This window comes from Halomonas elongata DSM 2581 (assembly GCF_000196875.2).
GTDB lineage: Bacteria > Pseudomonadota > Gammaproteobacteria > Pseudomonadales > Halomonadaceae > Halomonas > Halomonas elongata.
This window is the reverse complement of sequence record NC_014532.2, coordinates 2,908,476-2,931,835: the sequence shown is the minus strand read 5'-3', so window position 1 is coordinate 2,931,835 and position 23,360 is coordinate 2,908,476. Positions and strand designations below refer to the sequence as shown.

Below are 23,360 nucleotides of genomic sequence, written 5' to 3'. Positions count from 1 at the left end.
GAATGTTGACGTCAACATTTTGAAGCCTAGGCGGCAGGTTCGCCCGAGGCAATGGCGTTTCGACCAATGTCTAGCGGATGGGCTGACAGCGCCCTGGACCTCGAACACACTCATGAGGACTGACAGAGAGGGGATCGAGGGGTAACCTCATGGCCTGGCAGCACCATTCAGCATTCAACCAGACCGGAGCCCGACATGGATTGCCTGTTCTGCAAGATCATCAATCGCGAGATTCCCTCCGATATCGTCTATGAGGACGATGATGTCCTGGCCTTCAACGATATCGATCCCAAGGCGCCGATCCATATGCTGGTGGTGCCGAAGAAGCACATCGCGACCCTGAACGACATCGAGGAGGGCGATCTGGCCCTGGTGGGGCGCCTTCAATACACCGCCGCGCGTCTGGCCAAGGAACAGGGATTCGCCGATGATGGCTATCGGGTGGTGATGAACTGCAATGACCAGGGCGGCCAGACGGTCTATCATATTCATATGCACCTGATGGGCGGTCGTCGCTTCACTTGGCCGGCTGGATAGCCGGAACCCGCGCGGCGCCAGGCCGTGCTGCCGCAAGCGTTCGACGCATCAGGTGCATCTGCGCCGCCCTCGAGGCGGCGTTTTGCGTTTTGGGCGCTGTGCACGGCGAGGCGCTCGGTTACAATGGCATCACCGATCGCACAAGGGGGGTACCATGACTCGCCAATATTCCCGCGCCGACGACCTGATCCACCAGTTCGATACCGTATTGCGTACCCTGGTGCCCAAGGCGGCTCAGCCTTCGCGTCCTTCTCCCGCCACCGAGGATGTGCAGGACGAGATGCTCGACGATGAGCAGCGGCGCCATGCTGCAGGACTGATGCGCATCAATCATACTGGCGAGGTCTGTGCCCAGGCGCTCTACCAGGGGCAAGGGCTGACCGCCAAGCTGCCCGAGGTGCGAGGCCAGATGGAGGAGGCGGCCCAGGAGGAGGTAGATCATCTGGCTTGGTGCGATGCGCGCCTGCAGGAACTCGACGGTCGCACCAGCCTGTTGAACCCGCTGTTCTATGCGGCATCCTTCAGCATCGGGGCCGTGGCAGGGGCCGTGGGCGATCGCATCAGCCTGGGCTTCGTGGCTGCCACCGAGGAGCAGGTGGGGCGCCATCTCGATGAGCACATGGAAAAGCTGCCGCCCGGCGACCGCCGTTCCAGGGCGGTGCTCCGCCAGATGGCCATCGACGAGGCGCATCATGCCCATCAGGCGCTGGAAGCTGGCGGGGCGCGTTTCCCGGCGCCGGTCAAGGCCGGCATGACGCTGATGTCCAAGGTGATGACTAAGTCTGTCTATAGGCTTTGAGGAAGCACTGCATAAATGCCTGCGCATGCAAATCGCTGCGTTGCGCGGTGCTCGCAAGCTCGCCTAACATCTCGTTATGTCTCGCTTTCTGTGCTCCGTGCGCCTTGCACTTCACGATGCTCGGCGATTTATTCAGCACTTCTGTCAGCCCCTTCTGGGCGAGCTATAAGCGGTAAGTAACCCCAGGACCAACTTCAAGACGGAAACCCCCATCGGTACGAGCTGGCCGATGGGGGTTTTGGTTTTTCTTAAAGCTTACAGCTCCCTCTTCCCGCTTACAGCTCCCGCGCTCTGCGCGGGTCAATCCATGTTCCGCGAGTAGAAGATCTCGAGCATCTCCTTGCGCAGTCGTCCTTCGATGTCGCGGGCTTCTTCGAAGGAGATGTCGCGGCGCGAGGTGCCGAACAGGTAGTTGTCCAGTTCGAAGTCCTTGAGCAGCATCTTGGTGTGGAACATGTTCTCCTGATACACGTTGACATCGATCATCTGGTAGGCCCGCTTGGTGTCCTCGGCCAGGTAGTCCTGGATGGAGGTGATGTCGTGGTCGATGAACAGCTTGCGGCCGTCCACGTCCCGGGTGAAGCCGCGTACCCGGTAGTCCATGGTGACGATGTCGGAGTCGAAGCTGTGGATCAGGTAGTTGAGGGCCTTCAACGGGCTGATCTGGCCACAGGTGGAAACGTCGATGTCCAGGCGAAAGGTACTGATACCGTTGTCGGGGTGCGATTCCGGATAGCTGTGGACGGTGACATGGCTCTTGTCGAGATGGGCGACCACGGTCTCGGGCAAGGGGCCGGGGCCGGGAGCTATCTGCTCGGGCGCGGCTTCTTCCAGTTCATGCTCGGCGATCAGGATGGTCACACTGGCGCCATGGGGCTCGTAGTCCTGACGGGAGATGTTGAGCACCTGGGCGCCGATGATGTTGGTGACATCCTTGAGGATCTGCGTGAGGCGTTCGGCGTTGTAGAGCTCGTCGATGTAATCGATGTAGGCGCGCCGCTGCTCCTCGGTCTTGGCGTAGCAGATGTCGTAGATGTTGAAGCTCAGGGAGCTGGTCAGGTTGTTGAACCCGTGGAGTCGGAGATTGTCGGTCACGTCCGAGCCTCCTTCGATATGGCTGATGGTGTTCATCCCGACGAGCGGCGCCGGAACCCGCGTGGCGATGGAAAGGCGCGTATTATGCACAGCCATCGATGACCGCGCACCTGGAGAGTCATGTTTTTTTCCCGCGACACGGCGGGAAGCCTGGGTGCGGGTCTCGACACCAGGGTCGCCTTCCCTGGCGACCGTTCAGCGTATCCTGGCGGGGGCGATGGGGCTCATTGCTCGACGATGGTGAAGGAATGGGTCACGTCGACCCCGCCGTTGGCGAGCATGATCGAGGCGCTGCAATACTTTTCGGCGGAGAGTTCCACCGCGCGCTTGACCTGTTTCTCCTTGAGTCCCTGGCCGCTGACGGTGAAGTGTACGTGGATCTTGGTGAAGACGCTGGGCACGCTGTCGGCGCGTTCGGCCTCGATGCTGGCCACGCAGTCCGATACCGGCGCGCGGGACTTCTCGAGGATCTCCAGCACGTCGAAGGACGTGCAGGCGCCGAGTCCCATCAACAACATCTCCATCGGCCGGGGGCCGGTATTGCGACCGCCATGGTCGGGCGGGCCGTCGATGACCACGCTGTGGCCACTGCCGGATTCGGTGACGAATTGACGACCGTCTGTCCACTTGACGCTGGCTTTCATGGGGCAAGGTTTCCTTGATTGAAGGACGAGTAGGGATGGGCAGCATAGCAGCTGCCCGTCTGCGTCTCAGCCTCGCAGGGCCTGGTCCAGAAGGGCGAGTCGTTCGGGGGTGCCGACATCGACCCATCGCCCTCGGTGGTGATGACCGGCGACGCGCTCGTCGGCCATGGCGGCGCGCAGCAGCGGCGCCAGGGCGAAGGCGCCCTCGGAGTGATCGGCCACCAGCGCCGGGGCGATCTGGGCGATACCGGCATAGGTCAGGCGCGGGCCTTCCCCCTCGCGAACGCGCCCATCGGCATCGAGGCGGAAATCGCCCTCGGGATGGTGGTCGGGGTTGTCGACCAGCACCAGCCGCGCCAGGTCGTTCCCCAGCGATGATGGCAGGGTGGCAGGGTCCAGGTCGCACCAGACATCGCCGTTGACGAGCAGGAAGGGGGCGTCGCCGAGCAGTGGCAGGGCCTGGCGAATGCCTCCGCCGGTCTCCAGGGGCGTCGTTTCATGGCTCCAGGCGATGGAAACGCCGTAGGCGCTGCCGTCGCCCAGGGCGTCGACGATCTGCTCGGCACGGTAGCTGACGTTGATCACCACTTCCTGGATGCCGGCACGCGCGAGCCGCTCCAGATGATGGACGATCAGTGGCTTGCCGCCAGCTTCCAGCAGTGGCTTGGGGCAGTGGTCGGTGAGCGGGCGCATGCGGGTGCCGAGCCCCGCCGCCAGGATCATCGCCTTCATGCCACGCTCTCCCAGGCGACGCCCTGGGCCTCCAGCCTGGCCAGCAGGGCAGGGCGGAGGATGTCGGCGACCCAGACGCGAAAATCGGTGAATTCGTCCAGTTCCGCCAGGTCATCTTCCAGGTGATCGAGAAAATGCGGCAGGCGGGCGAGATAGCCCTGGCGGCCGTCGCGCAGGGTCAGTCGGCAGAAGATGCCGATGACCTTGATAGCACGCTGGGCGGCCATGCAGGCAACCCAGTGGTGGAACCGTGATGGCTCGATGTCGCTCAGGCGGCCGTCGGTCATGGCTCGCTGGCGGAATGCCTCGATCCAGGCACGGCGACGGCTCGCCGGGAAGCGGCAATAGCGGCCGTGGAGCAGCGAGACCAGGTCATAGCTCAGCGGGCCGGCCACGGCATCCTGAAAATCGATCAGGTACAGCGCGTCGTCGACGACCATCAGGTTCATGGCGTCGAAATCGCGATGCACGGTGACCACCGGCTGGGCCAGGGCGGTATCGATCAACCGCTGACGAAGGGCAGGCCAACTCGGCGGTGCGGCCAGTGCCAGCCAGCGATCGAGACACCAGGTCGTGAAGAGATCCAGCTCACGCCCCAGCAGGTCGGCGTCATAGGCCGGCAGGCCTTGCGGGTCGGCTCGGTTCTGCAGCGCGTCGAGCAGTGTCAGGGCCCGGTCGTGCCAGGCCAGGGTGGTCGGGGCCTCGGAGGCCTCGAAACAATGCTGGAGGGGCGTGTCACCGAGGTCCTCGATCTCCAGGAAACCGGCATCCAGATCCACTTCATGGAGATGAGGAACCGGCAGGCCGGCGTCCGCCCAGCGGCGCGCAATGGCCACGAAGGGCGCGCTGTCTTCCTTGTCCGGCGGCGCGTCCATCAGGATGCGGCGGGTGCCGTCGGCCAGTGTCAGCCGGAAGTAGCGTCGAAAACTGGCATCATCGGCGGCCAGGCGCAGATCGAGGGCATCGGGGGCGATACCGTGACGTTCGGCGGCCCACCGGCGGAGGGCGGATTGGCGCGAGGTCGTGTCGGCCTCTGGCATCTTCACCTCATGTTTCGTCTGTGTGCGGGGCGTCCTTCGGTTGACGACCCCATGGCGTCGCCGCATGCTGAAGCCCGACGTCGTCGGCGATGACAGGGGCTCGTCGGCGGGACAGCTCGCTCTGGGGCTGTATAATACCGATTCACTCCGCCAAGGACATCGTTGAACATGGGCAATCGATCCTCCTGGACGGCCCTGGCCGGCCTCGTGACCTCGAGCATGGTGACTGCCCCGCTATGGGCGGCGCCGCCCGAGTCGTTGCCGGCCGCGCAACTGGATTGGCACCCCTGGGGCGAGGATCGCCCCGAGGGCGCCGTGTGTCGTGGATACTACCAGATGCCGGCGTATCGGCTGGAGGCACCGGCCGAAGGCAAGGTGGCAAGCGAAGCCGATGACGGCCAGTACGGCGAGGATGGCGAGACGGTCCTCAGTGGCGAGGTGGTACTGCGTCGCGACGATACCCAACTGGAGGCGCCGCAGGTGCGGGTGCCGGCCTCCCGCGAGCGCGTGACGGCCGAGGGGCCCCTGGCGCTGCGCGATCGCAATCTGCTGGTGCGTGGCGATGCCGCTTCCTTCTCGCTGGACAGCGAGGCGGCGAGCATCGACCAGGCTCACTATGTGGCCCACGAGCAGCGGTTGCGCGGCGATGCCGTGCAGCTGGCACGCGTCGCCGAGGGGCGCTACCAACTGACCGAGGCCAGCTTCACCACCTGCGAGCCGGGCAGCGACCTGTGGCGCCTGGTGGGCAATGATATCGTGCTGGATCGGCAGAGCGGTTTCGGTACCGCTCGACATGCCCGTCTCGAGGTCGGCGAGGTGCCGGTCTTCTATTGGCCTTGGGTGCGCTTTCCCATCGACGATCGCCGTCAGACCGGCTTTTTGTGGCCGACCCTCGGCACCTCGGGCAACGGCCTCGACTATGCCCAGCCGTTCTACTGGAATATCGCTCCCAATCAGGACGCCACCATCACACCGCGCGTGATCAGCGACCGGGGCCTGCTGCTGGGTGGTGAATATCGTTACCTGCTGCCCTCCGCTGCCGGCACTGTCGAAGGTGCCTACATCGCCGACGACCGGCGCGCCGGCGATGAAGCTTCGACCTATTCGTCGCTGGAAAACGGCGATGCTCGCTGGTACTTCGATTACCGCCACGCCGGTCGCGTCGATGAGCGTACCGACTACCGGCTGCGCTACGGCGCCGCCAGCGATGGCCGTTATTTCGATGACTTCGGCCAGACGTTCGGTAAGTCCGATACCCAGAACATGGAACGCCTGGCACTGATCGAATATCGAGGCGATACCTGGCGCCTGGAGGGCAAGGCCCAGGGCTATCAGGTCCTGGACGATCCTCTGAAGGAGAACGACAAGCCGTTCTATCGGCTGCCGAGCCTGACTGCCCAGGCGCGCTGGCAGCAGGATGTCGGCTTCTACGAGGAGTGGAACGCCAATGCCACCTACTTCTGGCGCGATATCGAGAGCGATGAGCAGGGCTTCTACGATTTCAAGGACCAGCAACGGCAGGTACCACTGCGCGAAGCGGCCAACGGGGCCCGTTTGCAACTGACCCCGGCCGTCGGCTGGCGGGCCGACACGACCTGGGGCTTTCTCGAGCCGCGGTTGCAGCTGCACCATACCAACTACGAGCTGGATTACGGGGATCGTCTCACCGAGCGTGACGAGAGTCTGACGCGCACATTGCCGGTGGCCTCCGTGGATGCTGGCCTGGTCTTCGAGCGGGATCTCGACGTTGGCGGCGACGCCTATCGCCAGACGCTGGAGCCCCGTCTCAACTATGCCTATGTACCGGCCCGGGACCAGAGCGAATTCCCCGATTTCGACACCTCGGAGCTGGCCTTTTCCTGGAACCAGCTGTGGTCGCCCTATCGTTTCAGCGGCGGTGATCGCGTCGGTGATCTCAACCGTCTTTCCTACGGGGTGAAAAGCCGCTTTCTCGAGGATCGCAGCGGTCGCGAGCGGCTGTCTTTCGGGGTGGGCCAGGCGGCCTACTTCGAGGATCGCCACGTCGACATGCAGGGCGATTCCGATACCCTGCCCGACGATCCGGAAGATCGCTATCGTGCCACTCGCCAGCGTTCGCCCTGGGTGACGCAGCTCGACTGGCAGATCGACGATCATTGGCGTACCCGTTGGGAATGGCTCTACGACGACCACAAGAGCCGTACCGAGAGCACGGGCTTCGATGTGCAATACCGGGCCGAGGCCGGACACGTGTTGAACCTCGGCTACCGCTGGCAACTCGAAGGGTTCGAGCCCGCCGAGGATCTCGAGGACACACGCACCTATGATCTTGAAGAGTTCTCCGCGTCCTTCGCCTACAAGGCGATGAATCGCCTGGACCTGATCGGCGGAGTGCGTTACGACAACACCAACGACCGCATGCTCGAGCAACTGGCGGGTGTGCAGTGGAACGACTGCTGCTATGGTCTGCAGCTGGTGTGGCGCGAGTGGATCGACGACGAGGGCACCGCCAACACCATTGAGGACGACACCACGGATCGCGGGCTCTTCCTGCGTTTCGTGTTCAAGGGACTGGGCGGCGTCGGCGGCGAGACCGGGGACTTTTTCGCATCGGCGGTTCCCGGCTACCGCGGCACCGACCTTGACCGGCGCTGAAGGACACCTGGACAGACTCCACCGGCAGACGCTCCCGCAACTACTCATGACGAAAGGAAGGATAGACATGCGCAGCCGACAACTCGCCACCCTGACACTGGCCCTGTGCCTCGGACTGGCGCCGGTGGGCGTCATGGCCCAGGATGCACGTCAGCCTCTGGACCGCATCGTGGCGGTGGTCAACGAGGGCGCGATCATGAACTCCCAGCTCGAGGAGCGCGTTGCGCGCACCCGTGCCCAGATGGAAGCCCAGGGCGTGGAGGTACCGCCGGACGATGTCCTGCGCCAGCAGGTGCTCGATCGACTGGTCATCGAGGAAATCCAGCTGCAGATGGCGCGGGAAGCCAATCTCAGCGTGGATGACACCGAACTCAACCGTCAGGTGCGGGCCATCGCCCAGAACAATGACATGACCCTGGAGCAGTTCGCCGACGCCCTGGAGGCCGATGGCCTGTCGCTCGGCGTGGTGCGCGACCAGGTGCGGCGCGAACTCCTGATGCGCCAGATCCAGCAACGCCGTGTCGGCAGCCGGGTCAGCATCTCCGAGGCCGAGGTCAATCGCTTCATCGAGCAGCAGGGGGGCAATGTGACGGCCGAGCAGGCGCGTCAGGCGCTGTTCCAGCGCAAGGCCAACGACGAGATGGAAGCCTGGGTGCAGGAGATCCGCTCCCAGGCCTTCGTCGACGAGCGTCTCGGTTCGGGGTCGTGAGCGACACCGATTTACCCGTTATTGCCCTGACCACTGGCGAGCCGGCCGGTATCGGTCCCGAGCTCGCGGTGATGATGGCCGGCGAGGCGCCGCCGCAGGCCAGAGTGGTGGCGGTGGGCGATCCGGCACTGCTCGAGGAACGCGCCCACGCCATCGGCCGTTCCGTCACGGTACGCACGCTGTCGCCGGGGGAGGCGCCGCCGCCGCCCCGGGCGGGCGTGTTGCCGGTGTGGCCGGTCTCGCTGCGGGCGCCGTGTCAGGCCGGAACGCTGGACACGCGCAATGCCGCTTACGTGCTGGATACCCTGGCCATGGCGGTTGATGCCTGCCAGGCCGGCGAGGCGGCGGGCATGGTCACCGCGCCCTTGCACAAGGGGGTGATCATCGAGGCCGGTCATGCCGATTTCCGGGGGCATACCGAATATCTGCGCGATGCCTGTGGTGTCGACGAGGTGGTGATGATGCTCGCCACCGAGCATGCCCTGCACACTGCTTCTCCCTCATGGCATGGCTCAACGGCGCTGCGCGTCGCCCTGGCGACCACGCACCTGCCGCTGCGCGAGGTGAGCGATGCCGTGACCGGGCCTCGATTGACGCGTATCCTGCGTATCCTCGATGCCGAGTTGCGGCATCGCTTCGGCATTCTGTCGCCCCGTATCCTGGTCTGTGGGCTCAATCCCCACGCCGGTGAAGGAGGGCACCTGGGCCGCGAGGAGCTCGATGTCATCATTCCGACCCTCGAGGCCTTGCGCGACGAAGGCTTGACGCTTGACGGCCCGCTGCCGGCAGATACCCTGTTCACCCCGCATCATCTGGCCCGGGCCGATGCCGTCCTGGCGATGTATCATGACCAGGGGCTGCCGGTACTCAAGTACGCGGGCTTCGGACGCGCCGCCAACATCACCCTGGGACTGCCGCTGGTGCGTACCTCGGTGGATCATGGCACGGCGCTGGATCTCGCCGGTCGTGGCGAGGCCGACCCGGGCAGCCTGTCCGCCGCCGTGACGCAGGCCATTGGCATGGTCCGCCGAGGCGAGCTCGCCTGATCGATCAGCAAGAAGGACGATAGTGAATGACATCCCGCCCCACGGGTCATCGCGCGCGCAAGCGCTTCGGCCAGAATTTCCTGCGTGACCCCGGCATCATTTCCCGGTTGGTGCGTGCCATCGGTCCCAGACCCGGCCAACGGCTCGTGGAAGTCGGCCCCGGTCAGGGCGCGCTCACCGAGCCCCTGCTCGAGGCGGCCGACGGCCACCTCGAGGTCATCGAACTGGATCGCGACCTGATACCGGGGCTGCGCGTGCAGTTCTTCGACAAGCCGGGATTCGTCATCCACGAGGGCGATGCCCTCAAGTTCGATTTCCGTGAGCTGCGCGGCGACGGCCCCGCGTTGCGCGTGGTGGGCAATCTGCCCTACAACATTTCCACGCCGCTGATTTCCCACCTGCTGGCGGCCGGCGATGCCGTGTCGGACATGCACTTCATGCTGCAGAAGGAAGTGGTCGAGCGCCTTGCCGCCGAGCCCGGTGGTACCGAACGTGGCCGTCTTTCGGTGCTGGCCCAGTATCACTGCCGCGTCGAGTCGCTGTTCACCGTGCCGCCGGAGGCCTTCGTGCCGCGTCCCAAGGTGGAATCGGCCATCGTGCGACTCACGCCGCACGAGACGCCGCCGCATCGCGCCCTGGATGAGTCGTTGATGTTCGAGGTGGTTCGCGAGGCGTTCGCCCAGCGGCGCAAGACGCTGCGCAACAACCTCAAGTCGCGCCTGTCGGGCGAGGCATTGTCGGCGCTCGACATCGATCCGGGGCGTCGCCCGCAGACCCTCTCGGTGGCGGAGTTCGTGCGCATTGCCGATCACCTGGCGAAGGAGGGGAGTTGATGGAGACCTCGTCTCAGGGTGAACAGGTGCATGTCGATGTCGAACCGGCCTTCTGCGCCGAGGAGTCGGCGCCGTCGGAGCAGCGTTATGTGTTCAGCTATACCATCACCGTGCACAATCATTCCCGGCACAGCATGCAGTTGATGGCGCGTCACTGGACGATCACCCAGGGCAGTGGCCAGGTACAGGAAGTCCGGGGCAAGGGCGTGGTCGGCCAGCAGCCGCTGATCGGCCCCGGCCAGACCTTTCGCTATACCAGCCGGGCGATCCTCGATGGCCCGGTGGGTGTCATGGAGGGCGCTTTCACCTGCGTCGACACCGCCACCCAGCGTCCCTTCGAGGTGCCTATCGCGCCTTTCCGACTGGCCGGTCCCAATCAGGTGCACTGAGGTCACGCCTTCACCACGACAGGAGAGAGCATGTCCACCTACGCCATCGGTGACTTGCAGGGCTGCCACGCCGAGTTTGTCGCCCTGCTCGAACGCTTGTCATTCGATCCACGCCGCGACCGGCTCTGGCTGGCCGGCGACCTGGTCAATCGTGGCCCGGGCTCGCTCGATTGCCTGCGCGAGGTCATGGCGCTGGACGCGAGTGCCGAGGTGGTGCTGGGCAATCATGATCTGCACTTGCTGGCCGTGGCACGCGGTGGCGCCGGGCTCAAGCGCAAGGATACCCTGGCGGCCATCCTCGAGGCGTCCGATCGCGAGACGCTGCTAGACTGGCTGCAGAGTCGCCCGCTGCTGGTGCGCCGGGACGCTACGCTGATGACGCATGCCGGTGTGCCGCCGCGCTGGGATGCCGACCAGGCCGAACGATTGGCCGGCGAAGTCGAGACCTGCCTGCGCGGTGAGCGTGCCGGGGAATTCCTCGAGCGCATGTACGGCAACGAGCCCTCGTGCTGGCGGGACGACCTCGAGGGCATCGAGCGCCAGCGGATGATCGTTAATACCTTCACGCGGATGCGCTTCATCGATGCCGAGGGCTGCCTCGACTTCGCCGCCAAGGAAGGGCTCGACAGTGCGCCCGAGGGCTTTGCTCCCTGGTTTCAGTTTGCCCGGCGTGACCCGGTGCGCCTGCTGTTCGGCCACTGGGCGGCGCTGGAGGGGCGTACGCCGGGCAGTCGGGTACATGCCGAGGCCCTGGATACCGGTTGTGTGTGGGGCGGCGAGCTGACCGCCCTGAATCTCGAGACCGGCGAACGCATCAGCGTGCCCGGCTGGCACTGACACTTTCTTCCGACGACGGAGGCTCGCATGACATCCTCTTCCTTTCAGCATCTGGACGTCGCCACCCTGGCCGACTGGCTGGATGCGGCGCGTCCACTGACCCTGGTCGATATTCGCGACCCGGCAAGCTTCGCCGCCGGCCACCTGCCCGGCAGTCGCCATCTGGACAACGACGGGGTGCCGGCGCTGTTGGCCGAGGCCGAGCGCGAGACACCGCTGGTGGTGGTCTGCTATCACGGCAACTCCAGCCAGCAGGCCGCCGCCTGGCTGGCCGGCCAGGGCTTCGAGGACGTCTACAGCCTGGATGGCGGCTTCACCGATTGGCGGTCGAAGCATCCCGAGCGGGTGGCATCGGGTAATGTCGACGGAGCTTGATCGTCGTCTCGCCGGCCTCGATGTCTATCGGGTCGGCGGTGCCGTGCGTGATGCCCTGCTGGGCTGGCCGGTCACCGACGTCGATTGGGTAGTGGTCGGTGCCACGCCCGACGCCATGCAGCAACGTGGCTTCAAGCCGGTGGGGCGCGATTTTCCGGTCTTCCTGCATCCCGACAGTCATGAGGAATTCGCTCTGGCGCGCACGGAGCGCAAGTCGGGGCATGGCTATACCGGCTTCGAGATCCATGCCAGTCCATCGGTCACCCTCGAGGAGGACCTGGCGCGCCGCGACCTGACCATCAATGCCATGGCCGAGACGCCGTCGGGTGAACTGGTCGATCCCTTCGGCGGCCGTGCCGACCTGGAGGCGCGGGTGCTGCGTCATGTCTCGCCGGCCTTCATCGAGGATCCGCTGCGGGTGCTGCGGGTCGCGCGCTTTCTGGCGCGCTATGCGGGCCTGGGCTTCGTCATCGCCGAGGAAACCCTGACCCTCATGCGGCGGCTGGTGACGAGCGGCGAGATCGCCCACCTGGTCGCCGAGCGGGTCTGGACGGAAACCGAGAAGGCGCTGGGCGAGCCCTGGCCCGATGTCTATTTCCAGACGCTCGACGACTGCGGTGCCCTGGCGGCGCTGATGCCGGAGCTGGTCGAGGATGCCGCGCAACTGGACGAGGCCCTGGGACGCCTGCAGCGCCTGCCCGAGGATATCGATTCCCGGGACGCGGCTTTCTGGCGCTGGGCGCGCCTGGTGGAGCATCTGACGCCCGAGCAGCGCCGTCGACTGACTGAACGCCTGAGACTCCCCAAGGCAGTGAGTCGTCTGGCCGATCAGGCCGCGCACACGCACCGTTTGGTCCACGAAACGGGCGTGGTCGATGGCGAACGGGTGATGGCCTGGCTAGAGGGCATCGATGCCTGGCGCCGCAGCGAGCGTGTGCCGTCGTTGATCGCCCTGGTCAGCCTGGATGATGCCGGCCTGGCCGAGGACCTGGCGTTGGCCTGGCGCCTGGCGACGCAGATCCTGCCGAAGAGCCTGGTCGATGAAGGCTACAAGGGCCGGGCGCTGGGGGAGGAACTGGCGCGCCGGCGTCGCGAGGCGATCGATGGTGTGATGGAGACAGAGCGCTAGTTCCGAGCAGTGCTCGGGCTAGTCATGGGACAAATCGCGCCCCCGCCAGACGAAGCTCACCGGCCACAGGTGCTGGTCGTGGGCATCCAGGGCCTTCCAGAGATCGCGGTAGCGCTTGCCGTTCACCGGATGGGGCGTGTCGGGCAGCAGTTCGGCCAGGGGCTTGAGCACGAAGGCGTGATGCAGGATTTCCGCACGAGGCAGGCTGACGCCGTCGTGTTCGCCGCTGAGCCCTCCCACGTCGAGCAGATCCACATCCAGGGTGCGGGGGCTGAACTTGGGACTGTCGGGATGCCGGCCGTTGGCGAATTCCAGGCGCTTGCACCAGGCCTGCAGCTCGCCCACCGTCCAGTCGCAGTCGAACAGCGCCACCAGGTTGTAGAAGTTGCGGCCGTCCTCGAAGCCCACCGGCTCGCTCTCGTAGACCTTCGAGACGCGCAGGTCGTCGAAGGTTTCCGCAAGGGCATCCAGGCAGGCGTGAATATGGCGCTCGCGCTCGATGTTGCTGCCGATGCTGACGCTGACACGGGCCATCAGGGCGTTTCCTCTCGCGTGCCGCGTTCGATACGCACGCCCACCGCTCCGGCCGCCGGTACCGCGCCGGGCTTGCGCAGCGTCAGGCGCAGCCAGGGAATGGCGTACTCGTGGCGCAGCGTCTCGGCAAGACGCTCGGCGAAGGTTTCGACCAGCTCGAATCGCTGGGTCGCGCCGAAGTCGGCGATGCGTTCGCTGATCGCGGCATAGTCGAGGGTTTCGTCGACGGCATCGCGAGCCGCGGCGGGGCGGATATCGGTGGCCATTTCCAGGTCCAGCACCAGTGTCTGGGTCATGGTGCGTTCCCAGTCATAGACGCCGATCACGGTGTCGACCTTGAGGGCTTCGATCAGTACGAGGTCCATCGCAGTTCCTGACGCGTTTGACGGTGAAGGCGCGGCCGATTGTACGCGAGCCCGATCGCCGACGACAGCGGGGCGCTGTTCTCGGCGGCATGTGGCTGGCAGAATGGCCCGTTAAACCCTTCTTCGAGGCGCGGTCGTGCTGACGACACTCGAAACGACCCTGCCGCTGATGGCGTTGGGTTATCTCAGTGGAACCTGGCTCGGTGCCCTGACGGTGTGCCGCCTGGCCGGCGTGAGCGACCCCCGTATGGCCGGTTCCTGCAACCCCGGCTTTTCCAACGTGTTGCGTCTGCACGGCATGCGTCTGGCGCTGGCGACCCTGCTGGTGGATACCCTGAAGGGCATGCCGGTGCTGGGCCTGGCGTTGCTTCGGGATCTGCCGCCCTGGGCGCAGGGGCTGGTGGGGCTCGGCGTCATGCTGGGCCATAGCTATCCCGTCTGGTATCGCTTTCGGGGTGGGCGAGCGGTCGCCTGCGCCTTCGGCGTGATGCTCGTGCTGACGCCCTGGGTGGCACTGTGCTGTGCGCTGCTGTGGTGCCTGCTGGCCGCCAGCGGCCGGACCGCGGCACTCGCCTCCCTGGCAAGCGCCGCCCTGGCGCCGCTGTTCACGCTCTGGCTGGCGCCGGCCTATACCGAGGTAGTGATCGTCTTCACCCTGCTGGTGCTGATCCGGCATGCCTTCTATCTGCGGCGGTGGTCCGGGCGGGATGAATAGTCAGGGCTCGCCGAGGGTTTCCAGCGGCCAACGGGGCACGGCCTGCATCTGCCCGGGTTCGTCGCGTTGGCCGGCGCGCAGGCGTTGTGCGCCGGCATAGGCGATCATGGCGCCGTTGTCGGTGCAGAAGCGGCCGCGCGGATAGTACACCCGGGCATCGCGCTTGCCCGCTTCGTGCGCCAGGCGCTCGCGCAACCGCTGGTTGGCGCTGACCCCGCCGGCGACGACCAGCCGCGTCAGGCCGGTGGCGTCGAGGGCGCGACGACACTTGATCACCAGGGTATCGACGACCGCATCCTCGAAGGCACGTGCCACATCGGCGCGAGCCTGGTCGTCGAGTGCGCCTTCGGCCTCGAGCTGGCGAATGGCGGTCAGGGTGTGGGTCTTCAAGCCGGAAAAGCTGAAATCCAGGCCCGGGCGATCGGTCATGGGGCGCGGGAAGCGCAGCCGGCCGGGATCGCCCTGCTCGGCGAGCCGGGCCACCGCCGGGCCGCCGGGGTAGTCCAGGTCGAGCATCTTGGCGGCCTTGTCGAAGGCTTCGCCGGCGGCATCGTCCACCGATTCGCCGAGCAGCCGGTAGCGCCCGATGCCCGCGACTTCCACCAGTTGGGTGTGGCCGCCGGAGACCAGCAGGGCCACGAAGGGGAACTCGGGGGGATCGTCCTCCAGCATGGGAGCCAGCAGGTGGCCCTCCATGTGATGCACGCCGAGCACCGGGACGCCGAGTGCCCGGGCCATGCCGTGGGCGGTGCTGGCGCCGACCATCAGCGCGCCGACCAGGCCCGGACCGGCGGTGTAGGCAATGGCGTCGAGGTCCTGCCGGCTCGCACCGGCATCGTCGAGCACGCGCTGGATCAGGGGCAGCAGGCGGCGGGTGTGATCGCGGGAGGCCAGTTCGGGCACCACGCCGCCGTATTCGGCGTGCATGGCGATCTGGCTGTGCAGGGCGTCGGCCGCAAGGCCCCGCTCGGTGTCGAAGAGGGCGACGCCGGTTTCGTCGCAGGAAGTCTCGATGCCCAGTACGCGCATGGTCATGGCTCGGTGGATCGGAAATGGCGGTATTCTACGCGTTTTGGGCGCGGGGCGGCAGGGGCCGGTTGGCGAAACGGTTTGCATGGCAGCACCACGACGACTAGAATACTGTGCGCTGCAAGACTGGGTCGTGCGCCCGAGGCTCGCGTTTTTCGTTTTCACCACGCTACGGTTCGTCCGGGCGAGGCGTGATGAGAGTTCTCAGGGCGTGCGTTCAAACCGAACTCAAGTTTTCAAGGTAGGTGAGTGCTTAATGCCTTCTGTCAAAGTACGCGATAACGAGCCGTTTGACGTCGCGCTGCGTCGCTTCAAGCGTTCCTGTGAAAAAGCCGGCGTGCTCTCCGAGGTTCGCCGTCGCGAACAGTACGAGAAGCCGACCGCAGAGCGCAAGCGCAAGGCGGCAGCTGCCGTCAAGCGTCACGCCAAGAAGCTCCAGCGTGAGCGCAAGCGTTTCGAACGGCTCTATTGATCCGTACTTGGGGCGGCCCTTCTCGGGTCGTCTCGGGAGGACGCCCAAGCGGCCGCCAATCGGTGGCCGCTTGTTTTTGCGCTGTTCGTCGTCGCATCCGCACCCTCGTTTTTCCGCTTTCGGGATAGCCTGAATGGCCGGACAGATTCCGCAACGTTTCATCGATGACCTGCTGGCCCGCACCGATGTGGTCGAGATCGTTGGCGAGCGGGTCAAGCTCAAGAGAGCGGGGCGCAATCACTCCGGGCTGTGTCCCTTCCACCAGGAAAAGTCGCCGTCGTTCACTGTCAGCGCCGACAAGCAGTTCTATCACTGCTTCGGTTGCGGTGCCCACGGTAACGCCCTGCGCTTCTTGATGGAGTATGACCGCCTGCGTTTCCCCGAGGCGGTGGAGCATCTGGCCGCGCGGCTGGGACTCGAGGTTCCCCGGGAGGGGGACGACGATCCCCATCAGCAGGCGCGCGAGCGCAAGCGCAAGGAAGGTGTCAATCTGCTGGAGCTGGCGGCGAGCTTCTTCCGCGAGCGCCTGAAGATGCCGGAAGGTGAGGCGGCACGGGCCTACCTCGACAAGCGGGGGCTCTCGCCCGAGGTAGTGCGCGATTTCGGCATCGGCTTCGCGCCCGCACAGTGGGAGGCGATGCGCCGTCACCTTGGCGAGCGCGGCATCAGCGAGGCCGTACAGATCGAGTACGGCCTGCTTGTGCATCGGGAGGACAGCGGGCGCACCTACGACCGCTTTCGCGACCGGGTGATGTTCCCGATCCGCGATATTCGTGGTCGTACCGTGGCCTTCGGCGGGCGGGTGCTGGGCGATGCCAAGCCCAAGTACCTCAATTCGCCGGAAACGCCGGTGTTTCACAAGGGGCGCGAGCTCTACGGTCTCTACGAGGCGCGCCAGGCCAATGCCCGGCTGGATCGTGTGGTGATCGTCGAGGGCTACATGGATGTGGTGGCCCTGGCCCAGTTCGGCATTCGCAATGCAGTGGCCACGCTGGGCACGGCGACCACCGAAGATCATCTGTCGCGGCTGTTTCGCGTGGTCGACGAAGTGGTGTTCTGCTTCGACGGCGACCGTGCGGGTCGCCAGGCGGCGGATCGTGCCCTGCGTACGGCGCTGCCGATGATGATCGACGGACGTCAGGCGCGTTTCCTGTTCCTGCCCGAGGGCGAGGATCCGGACACCCTGGTGCGGCGCGAGGGGGCCGATGCCTTCGAGGATCGCGTCACCTGTGCGAGCCCGCTGTCGGAATTCCTGTTCGAGCTGGCGGCGCAGGGGCGTGACCTGGCGCGCATCGAGGAGCGCGAGCGTTACGCCAGCCAGGTGCTGGAAGCGATCGGGCTGCTGCCCGAGGGGATGCTGAAGTCTCTGCTGCTGACGGAACTCTCGCGGCGTACTGGCGTCGACCAGTCAAGCTTCGAGTCTTTGATGGCGCGTCATGCCAGCCCGGAGAGCGCTGGTCGATCGGTGTCGGACGAGTCTGCACCACCGCCGATGGCCGAAGCGGCACCGGTGGTGGGCGAGGCACCGAGAGGAGGGGCGCCGGCGGCCCGTGGAACGCTCGGCTTGATGGCGCGTGCGCTGCAGTTGCTGGTGCATGAGCCGGGACTGGTCGAGCGCCTGCCGGACAACGACGACTGGTGTTCCCATGAGGATGGCGATGCTCGGCTGTGCCGCGAGGTGGTGCGTCTGCTCAAGGCCGGACGCTATCGCAGTGCCCAGGTACTGCTGGCGCATTTTCACGGCACGCCGGAAGGCGAACGCCTGGCGGAGCTGGCGCGCCGCGAGCCCCTGGTTCCCAAGGGGTTGCGCGGTACCGAACTGGACAATTGGGTGGCGTACTTTCAGCGCCATCGCCGGCAGCGTTCTCCCCAGGAGGAGTTCGACGCCCTGCTGGCCCGGAGTCGTACCGGTGAGCGGCTGTCGCAGCAAGAGCGCCAGCGGCTGAACGAACTGTTGATGGAACTGAAGGGATGAGAGGCGTTTCGCAGCCTGGCAGCACGCCCGGGAGGGCGCCGGAAAAGTGGCGCTAGGGTTGAATTCTCTCCTACCATCACCACATTAAGAGCGTAACCGAGCGAGACGCAACCGGACAAACTAACACACCTGAATGACCGCGCAAATACACCGAACTAGCAAAACAGTAGGCTAAACCGCTATACTGTTCGGCTTATCGAGTTTTCTCCGCCTCAAGTGCTTCAGGTGCTTCATTCTTCTTCGTCGAGATAGGGTTTCTATGGCTGGAAATGCGCAGCAGCAGTCACGTCTGAAGGAGTTGATCGCGCGCGGCAAGGAACAGGGCTTCCTGACCTATGCCGAGGTCAACGACCATCTACCCGAGGATATCGCCGACCCGGATCAGGTGGAAGACATCATCGGCATGATCAACGACATGGGTATCAATGTCGTCGAGGAAGCCCCCGACGAAGACACCCTGATGATGGCCGATCAATCCACCGACGAGTCGGCGGCCGAGGAGGCCGTGGCGGCGCTGGCGGCGGTGGAAAGCGACGTGGGTCGCACCACGGACCCGGTGCGCATGTACATGCGCGAAATGGGAACCGTGGAGCTGTTGACCCGCGAAGGCGAAATCGAGATCGCCAAGCGCATCGAGGAAGGGACCCGCGAGGTCATGTCGGCGCTGGCTTACCTGCCCGGCGCCGTGGATTCCATCCTCGAGGCCTATGATGCCACCCAGGATGAAGAGGCCCCGGGGCGTCTGTCCGACCTGTTCTCGGGCTTCATTGATCCCGACGAAGGGATTCCTGGCGTGGCCGAGGCCGACGTGCCGGAGCCCGAGCCCGAGCAGAGTGCCGCTGACGGCGAGGCGTCCGACGAGGATGACGACGCCGAGGAAGAGGAATCCGGCGGTGGCCCGGATCCCGAAGAGGCGCGGGCGCGCTTCGAGCAGATCCGCGAGCAGAACGAGGCGGCGCGTCGCGCCATCGAGGAGCATGGTCGCGGTGCCAAGCAGGCCCAGGACGAGCTGGCGCGTCTCGCCGAGCTGTTCTCGCCGATCAAGCTGGTACCCAAGCATTTCGAGCGCCTGGTCGGCCAGGTGCGCATCAGCGTCGAGCAGGTGCGTGCCCAGGAAAAGGCGATCATGCAGCTGTGCGTCAAGAAGGCGAAGGTGCCGCGCAAGACCTTCATCAAGTCCTTCCCGGGCAATGAATCCCGCCAGGACTGGCTGGATAGCTTCATGGCCGAGAACGCCAAGTATGCCGACCGGCTCGCGCCGCTGAAGGGCGACATCCAGCGTGCCCAGCGCAAGATCGCCTTCGAGGAGGAGATGGTTGCGCTGGTGGTGACCGATCTCAAGGAGGTCAACCGCAAGCTCTCCATCGGCGAGGCCAAGGCACGTCGGGCCAAGAAGGAGATGGTCGAGGCCAACCTGCGACTGGTGATCTCCATCGCCAAGAAGTACACCAACCGGGGCCTGCAGTTCCTGGACCTGATCCAGGAAGGCAACATCGGCCTGATGAAGGCCGTGGACAAGTTCGAATATCGTCGCGGCTACAAGTTCTCGACCTACGCCACCTGGTGGATTCGCCAGGCGATCACCCGCTCGATCGCTGACCAGGCGCGGACCATCCGTATTCCGGTGCACATGATCGAGACCATCAACAAGCTCAATCGCGTCTCGCGCCAGATGCTGCAGGAGATGGGCCGCGAGCCGACCCCCGAGGAGCTTGGCGAGCGTCTCGAGATGCCCGAGGACAAGGTGCGCAAGGTGCTCAAGATCGCCAAGGAGCCGATCTCCATGGAGACGCCCATCGGCGATGACGACGATTCGCACCTGGGTGACTTCATCGAGGACGGCACCATGGTGCTGCCCATCGACTCGGCCACTGGCGAGGGGCTGATCGAGGCCACTCGCAACGTGCTCGGCGGCCTGACGGCCCGCGAGGCCAAGGTGCTGCGCATGCGCTTCGGCATCGACATGAACACCGATCACACCCTCGAGGAGGTCGGCAAGCAGTTCGATGTGACGCGCGAGCGGATTCGTCAGATCGAGGCCAAGGCCTTGCGCAAGCTTCGCCACCCGTCGCGTTCCGAGCCGCTGCGCTCCTTCCTCGACGAATAGTCGCGATAGCGAGTCTCAGGCGCAATGCACGACGCCCGCGGATTTTCCGCGGGCGTCGTCGTTTCGGAGCCTGCTCTACGTGGAAGGCTCAGCGCCCGGCGATTAGCCGGCGCCGCACCAGCAGGACCAGCTCCAGCATGGCGAACAGCATCAGGGTGTAACCGAACAGCTCGGTGACTTCTTCCGCCGCGTTCTTGAAGGCGCGCAGATAGTGCTCGCCAAGGATCTCCTGCCACAGGGCGCTGCGACCATACAGCCGGGAGAAGGCGTAGGTGGTCAGGAAGCCGGCCGCGAATAGTCCGAAGGAAAAGGTGCCGGTGATCGACTCGAGTTCGGTCACGAAGGCCCGGCGGTGGCGGATCACCACGAACAGCACGGGAAGCACCAGCAGGGTGACCAGCGTCTGCCAGGCGCCATCGAAGACATAGCTGTCGAGCCAGGCGTCCTGCTCGCGGATCAGCGAGGCGCCGAGCAGGCCGACCAGCAGCAGGGAAACGTGGGGTAGCTGGCGTTGCCAGACGCGTACGGAGAGTGCCAGCCCCGTTGACAGCAGCAGCAGTACGGACTGGGTGAGCTCGGTGAAGCCAGATTCCGAAAACTGGGTGTAGTCGAGCTGTAGGGCTTCCTGCATGACGCCTTCCATCAAGGCGGCGATGATCACCAGGTAAGCCAGGGCTCGCAGGCAGGTGGCTCGAAAGCTGATCCGGTCAGGGGGCGTGTTGGACATCCGTCTTCTCGTGGCGTGGTGTATCGAAGGCGATCATTGTACGCATTTTGCGTCGATATAGCTCGCCTGCTAACGAATTGGCTGGGGTCTTCTGGCTTCCTCCACGAGCCAGTCGTGCACGGCCCGTACGCGACGGTCGTCCAGGGCGCCGGCGGCATAGACGATGCCATAGTGCATGCCGGTGGCGACGCGCCGCTCGAGGGGCGCGATCAGGGCGCCGGTCTCCAACTCGTTGGTGATCAGGGTCTGGCGGGCGATGGCCACGCCCATGCCGGCGATGGCCGCCTCCATGGTCAGGTGGTTGCGGTTGAAGGTATAGCCGCGATGGACGTTCACCGAAGGTGCCTCGATGGCCTCCAGGTAGTGTTCCCATTCGCCGTAGTCGCGGCTTCCGCGCCAGGCGGTGACGTCGTGCAGCAGCGGATACCAGGCCAGATCCTCGGGGCGGCGCAGGGGCGGACGCCCGCGCAGCAGCGAGGGCGAGCAGACCGGGAAGATGGTTTCCTCGATCAGTGGCGTGATGGCCAGTCCCGGCGTCTGGCCGTCGTTGAGATCCAGGGCGAGATCGAAATCGCCTTCCCGCAGCGAGGTGCTGCTGTCCTCGGCGGTGACGTGCAGCTCGATGTCGGGGAAGCGCGCCTGGAGCCGGGGCAGTCGGGGCATCAGCCACTTGTTGAGGAAAGAGGGGACGCTGCGCAGCCGGATGATGCCGCTCATGACGCCGCTGCGCAGTCGCTTCACCTCGAGTCCCACGGCCTGGTAGGCATCGTCGACCACGGTGGCCAGTCGCCTGCCTTCCTCGGTCAGGGCGAGGCGGCGGGGCAGGCGCCGGAACAGCTTGAAGCCCAGCCTGTCCTCCAGCTGTTTGATCTGCTGGCTGACCGCGCCGGTGGTGACGTGCAGTTCTTCCGCCGCCCGAGTGAACGAGAGATGGCGCGCACTGACGGCGAAGACCTTCAGCCAGGCGTGGGTCTGAGAATTGAGAAGACGGCTCATGGTTTAGTCATACTATACTGAAAGCGAGATATTCTCGATTGCCGGGGGCAAAACCTGCCTCCAACATAAGGGTCAAATGAGGTGAATGCCAGTTGGGTTTAGCCTGACTGACAGAAAGCCATAGAGAAAGGCACCTGAATAAATGCCTTCCACCAGATCCTGACCACCGGTTTTACCCGGTCACGCAATGAGGCACCACCATGGCAATCAGCGTCTTCGACTTGTTCAAGATCGGTATCGGACCGTCGAGCTCCCATACGGTGGGCCCGATGCGCGCGGCCCATGACTTCGTCCAGGCGTTGCGTGCCCGTGACCTGCTCGAACGGGTGGCGCGGATCGAGATCCATCTGCATGGCTCGCTTTCGTCCACCGGCAAGGGACACGGCACCGACCGGGCGACCATCATGGGGCTGATGGGCGAAAGCCCCGAAAGCATCGATCCGGCGATCGTCTCGCCCTGCATCGAGGAGTTGCTGGAGTCCCAGACCCTGCTGCTCGATGGCCATCTGGCGATTCCCTTCGTCTGGGCGCGCGACCTGCAATGGCATGACGAGAGCCTGCCTTATCATCCCAATGCGATGACGCTGGTGGCGCATGGCCATGCCGATGAACTGTATCGCAACGTCTTCTACTCGGTGGGCGGCGGCTTCGTGGTCGACCAGGGGCAGGTCGATCGCGACGAGCTGGATTCCGATACCACGGCACTGCCCTATGAGTTCAACAGCGCCGCCGAATTGCTGGCCCTGTGCCGGCTGCATGATCTGCGCATCAGCGAGCTGATGATGGAGAACGAGAAGGCCTGGCGGGACGAATCCGAGATCCGCGCTGGCCTGTGGCGCATCTGGGAAGCCATGCAGGACTGCGTCAACCAGGGATTCGCCAACGAGGGCATTCTGCCCGGCGGTCTCGAGGTCAAGCGGCGCGCGGCGTCCCTGCATCGTCGACTGGAGGCGATGGAGGATGATACCAGCCTGATCACCTCGACTTTCTCCGCCATGGACTGGGTCAATGTCTTCGCCCTGGCGGTGAACGAGGAGAACGCCGCCGGCGGCCGCATGGTCACCGCACCCACCAATGGGGCGGCGGGGATCATTCCGGCGGTGCTGCACTATTACATGAAGTTCCAGCAGGGTGCCTGCGAGCGTAACGTGGTGGACTTTCTGCTGACCGCCGGTGCGGTAGGCATCCTGTGCAAGAAGAATGCCTCCATTTCCGGCGCCGAGGTCGGTTGTCAGGGCGAGGTCGGGTCGGCCTGCGCCATGGCCGCCGCCGGACTCACCGAGGTGATGGGGGGCAGCGCCGCCCAGGTCGAGAATGCCGCCGAGATCGGTCTCGAGCACAACCTGGGGCTGACCTGCGACCCGGTCGGCGGGCTGGTCCAGGTTCCCTGCATCGAACGCAACGCCATCGCCTCGGTCAAGGCGATCAATGCGACCCAGATGGCCCTGCGTGGCGACGGTGAGCACTTCATTTCGCTGGACAAGGCCATCCGCACCATGCGCGATACCGGCGCCGACATGCAGGAGAAGTACAAGGAGACTTCCAAGGGCGGTCTGGCCGTCAATGCCATCGAGTGTTGAACCTTTTTCTTGCCGGGCCGCCTGGGGCGGTCACCTTCGGCGCGGCACCTGCGGGTGTCGC

The 23,360-nt window shown here is 65.2% G+C and carries 24 protein-coding genes; 15 read left to right on the top strand and 9 right to left on the bottom strand.

Going from position 1 to position 23,360, the window contains the following annotated elements; all coding sequences use genetic code 11:
* Nucleotides 1–195: 195 nt before the first annotated feature.
* Both HELO_RS13680 and coq7 read left to right on the top strand, forming a co-directional pair.
* Entirely contained in the window at nt 196–537 is a 342-nt protein-coding gene (locus HELO_RS13680; protein WP_013333247.1) for a histidine triad nucleotide-binding protein, read from the top strand.
* 154 nt (nt 538–691) lie between these two features.
* On the top strand, nt 692–1,336 hold the full coding sequence (gene coq7 / locus HELO_RS13675) for a 2-polyprenyl-3-methyl-6-methoxy-1,4-benzoquinone monooxygenase (RefSeq protein ID WP_013333246.1): 645 nt from the start codon (nt 692–694) through the stop codon (nt 1,334–1,336).
* 300 nt (nt 1,337–1,636) lie between these two features.
* Here coq7 and speD read toward each other — a convergent pair whose 3' ends face one another.
* The 4 genes from speD to HELO_RS13655 all read right to left on the bottom strand — a co-directional run bounded on the left by speD (nt 1,637) and on the right by HELO_RS13655 (nt 4,847).
* Nucleotides 1,637–2,431 (bottom strand): adenosylmethionine decarboxylase, encoded by a 795-nt coding sequence (gene speD / locus HELO_RS13670; RefSeq protein ID WP_041602618.1) that lies wholly within the window; start codon nt 2,429–2,431, stop codon nt 1,637–1,639.
* A 224-nt stretch (nt 2,432–2,655) separates the two neighbouring features.
* The gene (locus tag HELO_RS13665; protein WP_013333244.1) at nt 2,656–3,075 is read right to left on the bottom strand and encodes an OsmC family protein; all 420 of its coding nucleotides are present in this window, start codon (nt 3,073–3,075) and stop codon (nt 2,656–2,658) included.
* 66 nt (nt 3,076–3,141) lie between these two features.
* Nucleotides 3,142–3,807, bottom strand: a complete 666-nt coding sequence (murU, locus tag HELO_RS13660) for an N-acetylmuramate alpha-1-phosphate uridylyltransferase MurU (protein WP_013333243.1) — start codon at nt 3,805–3,807, stop codon at nt 3,142–3,144.
* On the bottom strand, nt 3,804–4,847 hold the full coding sequence (locus HELO_RS13655) for an aminoglycoside phosphotransferase family protein (protein ID WP_041602149.1): 1,044 nt from the start codon (nt 4,845–4,847) through the stop codon (nt 3,804–3,806). Before HELO_RS13655 ends, murU begins: the two co-directional genes overlap by 4 nt.
* 168 nt (nt 4,848–5,015) lie before the next feature.
* Between HELO_RS13655 and HELO_RS13650 the strand changes: the two genes are divergently transcribed.
* The 8 genes from HELO_RS13650 to HELO_RS13615 all read left to right on the top strand — a co-directional run bounded on the left by HELO_RS13650 (nt 5,016) and on the right by HELO_RS13615 (nt 12,799).
* Nucleotides 5,016–7,481 (top strand): LPS-assembly protein LptD, encoded by a 2,466-nt coding sequence (locus tag HELO_RS13650; protein WP_013333241.1) that lies wholly within the window; start codon nt 5,016–5,018, stop codon nt 7,479–7,481.
* Between the two features lie 67 nt (nt 7,482–7,548).
* On the top strand, nt 7,549–8,190 hold the full coding sequence (locus HELO_RS13645; protein WP_013333240.1) for a SurA N-terminal domain-containing protein: 642 nt from the start codon (nt 7,549–7,551) through the stop codon (nt 8,188–8,190).
* Complete coding sequence (gene pdxA / locus HELO_RS13640; RefSeq protein WP_013333239.1) at nt 8,187–9,236, top strand: 4-hydroxythreonine-4-phosphate dehydrogenase PdxA; 1,050 nt, start codon at nt 8,187–8,189, stop codon at nt 9,234–9,236. The genes HELO_RS13645 and pdxA overlap by 4 nt, the downstream gene beginning before the upstream one ends.
* Nucleotides 9,237–9,262: 26 nt before the next feature.
* Nucleotides 9,263–10,069 (top strand): 16S rRNA (adenine(1518)-N(6)/adenine(1519)-N(6))-dimethyltransferase RsmA, encoded by an 807-nt coding sequence (gene rsmA, locus HELO_RS13635; protein WP_013333238.1) that lies wholly within the window; start codon nt 9,263–9,265, stop codon nt 10,067–10,069.
* The gene (gene apaG, locus HELO_RS13630; protein ID WP_013333237.1) at nt 10,069–10,458 is read left to right on the top strand and encodes a Co2+/Mg2+ efflux protein ApaG; all 390 of its coding nucleotides are present in this window, start codon (nt 10,069–10,071) and stop codon (nt 10,456–10,458) included. The genes rsmA and apaG overlap by 1 nt, the downstream gene beginning before the upstream one ends.
* Before the next feature lie 30 nt (nt 10,459–10,488).
* Nucleotides 10,489–11,295 carry a symmetrical bis(5'-nucleosyl)-tetraphosphatase gene (locus HELO_RS13625; protein ID WP_013333236.1) on the top strand — a complete coding sequence of 269 codons (807 nt, stop codon included), beginning with the start codon at nt 10,489–10,491 and terminating at the stop codon, nt 11,293–11,295.
* A 27-nt stretch (nt 11,296–11,322) separates the two neighbouring features.
* Nucleotides 11,323–11,670 (top strand): thiosulfate sulfurtransferase GlpE, encoded by a 348-nt coding sequence (glpE, locus tag HELO_RS13620; protein WP_013333235.1) that lies wholly within the window; start codon nt 11,323–11,325, stop codon nt 11,668–11,670.
* Nucleotides 11,654–12,799: a polynucleotide adenylyltransferase gene (locus tag HELO_RS13615; RefSeq protein WP_013333234.1), complete on the top strand. Its 1,146-nt coding sequence runs from the start codon at nt 11,654–11,656 to the stop codon at nt 12,797–12,799. The genes glpE and HELO_RS13615 overlap by 17 nt, the downstream gene beginning before the upstream one ends.
* An 18-nt stretch (nt 12,800–12,817) precedes the next feature.
* On the opposite strand, the gene folK is transcribed toward HELO_RS13615, so the two are convergent.
* Nucleotides 12,818–13,333 carry a 2-amino-4-hydroxy-6-hydroxymethyldihydropteridine diphosphokinase gene (gene folK, locus HELO_RS13610; protein WP_013333233.1) on the bottom strand — a complete coding sequence of 172 codons (516 nt, stop codon included), beginning with the start codon at nt 13,331–13,333 and terminating at the stop codon, nt 12,818–12,820.
* On the bottom strand, nt 13,333–13,698 hold the full coding sequence (gene folB, locus HELO_RS13605; RefSeq protein ID WP_013333232.1) for a dihydroneopterin aldolase: 366 nt from the start codon (nt 13,696–13,698) through the stop codon (nt 13,333–13,335). The genes folK and folB overlap by 1 nt, the downstream gene beginning before the upstream one ends.
* A 136-nt stretch (nt 13,699–13,834) precedes the next feature.
* Between folB and HELO_RS13600 the strand changes: the two genes are divergently transcribed.
* Entirely contained in the window at nt 13,835–14,413 is a 579-nt protein-coding gene (locus HELO_RS13600) for a glycerol-3-phosphate acyltransferase (RefSeq protein ID WP_013333231.1), read from the top strand.
* Here HELO_RS13600 and tsaD read toward each other — a convergent pair whose 3' ends face one another.
* A complete protein-coding gene (tsaD, locus tag HELO_RS13595) occupies nt 14,414–15,442 on the bottom strand; it encodes a tRNA (adenosine(37)-N6)-threonylcarbamoyltransferase complex transferase subunit TsaD (protein ID WP_041602148.1) in 1,029 nt (342 codons plus the stop codon).
* Between the two features lie 256 nt (nt 15,443–15,698).
* Between tsaD and rpsU the strand changes: the two genes are divergently transcribed.
* From rpsU to rpoD, 3 genes are all read left to right on the top strand, one after another.
* Nucleotides 15,699–15,914, top strand: coding sequence for a 30S ribosomal protein S21 (gene rpsU / locus HELO_RS13590; RefSeq protein WP_013333229.1), 216 nt, complete (start codon nt 15,699–15,701; stop codon nt 15,912–15,914).
* Nucleotides 15,915–16,047: 133 nt separating this feature from the next.
* The gene (gene dnaG / locus HELO_RS13585) at nt 16,048–17,889 is read left to right on the top strand and encodes a DNA primase (protein ID WP_013333228.1); all 1,842 of its coding nucleotides are present in this window, start codon (nt 16,048–16,050) and stop codon (nt 17,887–17,889) included.
* Between the two features lie 259 nt (nt 17,890–18,148).
* On the top strand, nt 18,149–19,996 hold the full coding sequence (rpoD, locus tag HELO_RS13580; RefSeq protein WP_013333227.1) for an RNA polymerase sigma factor RpoD: 1,848 nt from the start codon (nt 18,149–18,151) through the stop codon (nt 19,994–19,996).
* An 88-nt stretch (nt 19,997–20,084) separates the two neighbouring features.
* Here rpoD and HELO_RS13575 read toward each other — a convergent pair whose 3' ends face one another.
* Both HELO_RS13575 and HELO_RS13570 read right to left on the bottom strand, forming a co-directional pair.
* The gene (locus tag HELO_RS13575; protein WP_013333226.1) at nt 20,085–20,723 is read right to left on the bottom strand and encodes a hypothetical protein; all 639 of its coding nucleotides are present in this window, start codon (nt 20,721–20,723) and stop codon (nt 20,085–20,087) included.
* Nucleotides 20,724–20,792: 69 nt separating this feature from the next.
* Nucleotides 20,793–21,719 (bottom strand): LysR substrate-binding domain-containing protein, encoded by a 927-nt coding sequence (locus HELO_RS13570; RefSeq protein ID WP_013333225.1) that lies wholly within the window; start codon nt 21,717–21,719, stop codon nt 20,793–20,795.
* A 200-nt stretch (nt 21,720–21,919) separates the two neighbouring features.
* On the opposite strand from HELO_RS13570, the gene HELO_RS13565 reads away from it, so the two are divergent.
* The gene (locus HELO_RS13565; RefSeq protein ID WP_013333224.1) at nt 21,920–23,299 is read left to right on the top strand and encodes an L-serine ammonia-lyase; all 1,380 of its coding nucleotides are present in this window, start codon (nt 21,920–21,922) and stop codon (nt 23,297–23,299) included.
* Nucleotides 23,300–23,360: the final 61 nt, after the last annotated feature.

What these genes read in the sequence shown, in the direction of transcription:
- HELO_RS13680 (WP_013333247.1), top strand. Translation starts at nt 196, where the DNA reads ATGGATTGCCTGTTCTGCAAGATCATCAATCGCGAGATTCCCTCCGAT.
- coq7 (WP_013333246.1), top strand. Translation starts at nt 692, where the DNA reads ATGACTCGCCAATATTCCCGCGCCGACGACCTGATCCACCAGTTCGAT.
- HELO_RS13665 (WP_013333244.1), bottom strand. Translation starts at nt 3,075, where the DNA reads ATGAAAGCCAGCGTCAAGTGGACAGACGGTCGTCAATTCGTCACCGAA.
- murU (WP_013333243.1), bottom strand. Translation starts at nt 3,807, where the DNA reads ATGAAGGCGATGATCCTGGCGGCGGGGCTCGGCACCCGCATGCGCCCG.
- HELO_RS13655 (WP_041602149.1), bottom strand. Translation starts at nt 4,847, where the DNA reads ATGCCAGAGGCCGACACGACCTCGCGCCAATCCGCCCTCCGCCGGTGG.
- HELO_RS13650 (WP_013333241.1), top strand. Translation starts at nt 5,016, where the DNA reads ATGGGCAATCGATCCTCCTGGACGGCCCTGGCCGGCCTCGTGACCTCG.
- HELO_RS13645 (WP_013333240.1), top strand. Translation starts at nt 7,549, where the DNA reads ATGCGCAGCCGACAACTCGCCACCCTGACACTGGCCCTGTGCCTCGGA.
- rsmA (WP_013333238.1), top strand. Translation starts at nt 9,263, where the DNA reads ATGACATCCCGCCCCACGGGTCATCGCGCGCGCAAGCGCTTCGGCCAG.
- apaG (WP_013333237.1), top strand. Translation starts at nt 10,069, where the DNA reads ATGGAGACCTCGTCTCAGGGTGAACAGGTGCATGTCGATGTCGAACCG.
- HELO_RS13625 (WP_013333236.1), top strand. Translation starts at nt 10,489, where the DNA reads ATGTCCACCTACGCCATCGGTGACTTGCAGGGCTGCCACGCCGAGTTT.
- glpE (WP_013333235.1), top strand. Translation starts at nt 11,323, where the DNA reads ATGACATCCTCTTCCTTTCAGCATCTGGACGTCGCCACCCTGGCCGAC.
- HELO_RS13615 (WP_013333234.1), top strand. Translation starts at nt 11,654, where the DNA reads ATGTCGACGGAGCTTGATCGTCGTCTCGCCGGCCTCGATGTCTATCGG.
- folK (WP_013333233.1), bottom strand. Translation starts at nt 13,333, where the DNA reads ATGGCCCGTGTCAGCGTCAGCATCGGCAGCAACATCGAGCGCGAGCGC.
- folB (WP_013333232.1), bottom strand. Translation starts at nt 13,698, where the DNA reads ATGGACCTCGTACTGATCGAAGCCCTCAAGGTCGACACCGTGATCGGC.
- tsaD (WP_041602148.1), bottom strand. Translation starts at nt 15,442, where the DNA reads ATGCGCGTACTGGGCATCGAGACTTCCTGCGACGAAACCGGCGTCGCC.
- rpsU (WP_013333229.1), top strand. Translation starts at nt 15,699, where the DNA reads ATGCCTTCTGTCAAAGTACGCGATAACGAGCCGTTTGACGTCGCGCTG.
- dnaG (WP_013333228.1), top strand. Translation starts at nt 16,048, where the DNA reads ATGGCCGGACAGATTCCGCAACGTTTCATCGATGACCTGCTGGCCCGC.
- rpoD (WP_013333227.1), top strand. Translation starts at nt 18,149, where the DNA reads ATGGCTGGAAATGCGCAGCAGCAGTCACGTCTGAAGGAGTTGATCGCG.
- HELO_RS13575 (WP_013333226.1), bottom strand. Translation starts at nt 20,723, where the DNA reads ATGTCCAACACGCCCCCTGACCGGATCAGCTTTCGAGCCACCTGCCTG.
- HELO_RS13570 (WP_013333225.1), bottom strand. Translation starts at nt 21,719, where the DNA reads ATGAGCCGTCTTCTCAATTCTCAGACCCACGCCTGGCTGAAGGTCTTC.
- HELO_RS13565 (WP_013333224.1), top strand. Translation starts at nt 21,920, where the DNA reads ATGGCAATCAGCGTCTTCGACTTGTTCAAGATCGGTATCGGACCGTCG.